Origin of the sequence: Lentzea sp. NPDC060358 (assembly GCF_042725365.1) — a bacterium.
GTDB lineage: Bacteria > Actinomycetota > Actinomycetes > Mycobacteriales > Pseudonocardiaceae > Lentzea.
Genome location: NZ_JBHXCW010000472.1, coordinates 1 through 1,392, shown reverse-complemented (window position 1 = coordinate 1,392; position 1,392 = coordinate 1). Strand labels below are relative to the sequence as shown.

General features: G+C 75.1%; 2 protein-coding genes. One reads left to right on the top strand and one right to left on the bottom strand.

The genetic code is table 11. The features are described 5' to 3' along the window. Nucleotides 1–45: 45 nt before the first annotated feature. Nucleotides 46–1,092: a LuxR C-terminal-related transcriptional regulator gene (locus tag ACFWGZ_RS40985; RefSeq protein ID WP_382456970.1), complete on the top strand. Its 1,047-nt coding sequence runs from the start codon at nt 46–48 to the stop codon at nt 1,090–1,092. On the opposite strand, the gene ACFWGZ_RS40980 is transcribed toward ACFWGZ_RS40985, so the two are convergent. Then, nucleotides 1,082–1,392, bottom strand: a 311-nt coding sequence (locus tag ACFWGZ_RS40980) for a hypothetical protein (RefSeq protein ID WP_382456969.1), incomplete at its 5' end; no start/stop codon positions are given. The two genes, ACFWGZ_RS40985 and ACFWGZ_RS40980, sit on opposite strands and share 11 nt — an antisense overlap.

The following is a 1,392-nucleotide window of genomic DNA, read 5'->3' as shown; positions in this document are numbered from 1 at the left end:
CAAAACGACCTCTACCACCAAGGACCATCCGGAGAGGAAGAATCCATGCCCGAACGCGCCCCGCTTCCGGCCTCGTCCGATCTCCCCCCGCTCGGCCACGACGCCGTGGCCCTCTACCATCACGCCCTGGAGTACGGCCTGTCCGACCGGACCCCGGCCGCCGGGCTCTCCGCCGACCTGCACGCCGCGTCGCTGGACGCCCTGCGGGCCTGGCAGCTCCTGCGTCCCGGGGCGGACGACGGGGTGTGGGAGGCGGTCACCCCGCACCACGCCATCGCCACCCTGCTCGGCCCCCAGGAGGCGGGACTGCGCGAGGCCCAGGCCGAACTGCGGCTGAGCGAGGGCCGGGTCGCGGCCCGGCGCGCCGTCCTCGAAGGGCTCCCGCTGCCCCTGGCCCAGCAGCGGCCCGCCGACGCCGAGGTGCTGGAGATCCTGCCGGACGTCCACGCGGCCCGCGGCGCCATCAGCGCCTCCGTGGCGCAGTGCAGGACCGAGGTGGTGTCCTTCCAGCCCGGCGGCGGGCGGCCCGCGGAGATCCTGGCCGACGCCCTGCCCCGGGACCTGGCCCTGCTGGAGCGGGGCATCCGCATCCGGTGCCTCTACCAGCACCCGGCCCGCTTCCACCAGCCCACCCAGGACTACGTCCGTGCCGCCAGCGCGGCCGGATCGCACATCCGCACCCTCGGCGAACTCTTCGGCCAGATGATCATCGTGGACCAGCGCATCGCGTTCATGCCCGACCGTTCCAGCCCCCGAGGGGCCGTGGTGATCCGGCAGCCTTCCGCGGTGGCCTTCCTGTACGACGCCTTCGAGCAGTCCTGGAGCCGGGCGACCCCCTACCTCAGCGGGCCCGCGGCGGCCCGCGCGGTCACCGAGGACATCAAGCGCACCCTGGCCGTCCTGCTCGCGGACGGCCTCAAGGACGAGGTGATCGCCCGGCGCCTGGGCCTCTCCCTGCGGACCTGCCGCCGCCACATCTCCGAGCTGATGGAGCAGTTGGGCGCCCGCAGCCGTACCCAGGCCGGGGTGCTCATCCACGCCCACGGCCTCCACCTCGGCGGCGGGGCACCCGCGGCGGCGGTCACTCCGTGACGGTGACCGGCCCCAGCTCCCGCAGCGGCCGGTGGATCAGCGAGGCGTCCCCGACCGCGACGGTGACCAGCCGTCCGGGCGGCAGCGCGGCGCGCAGTGCCCGGGTGGCGTCGTGCGCGGTCACGGCGTCGAGGCGGTCGTGCAGCGTCGGGAAGTAGGTGCCGGGCAGCCGTTCCGCCACGGCGTCGGACAGGACGCGGGCGGTGGTGGCGGAGGTGAGGAACTGCGCGGGCGTGATCCCCTTCAGGGCGTGCCGGGCGGCCGCGTGCTCCTCCTCGGTGAGACGGCGGGAGGCGTCCC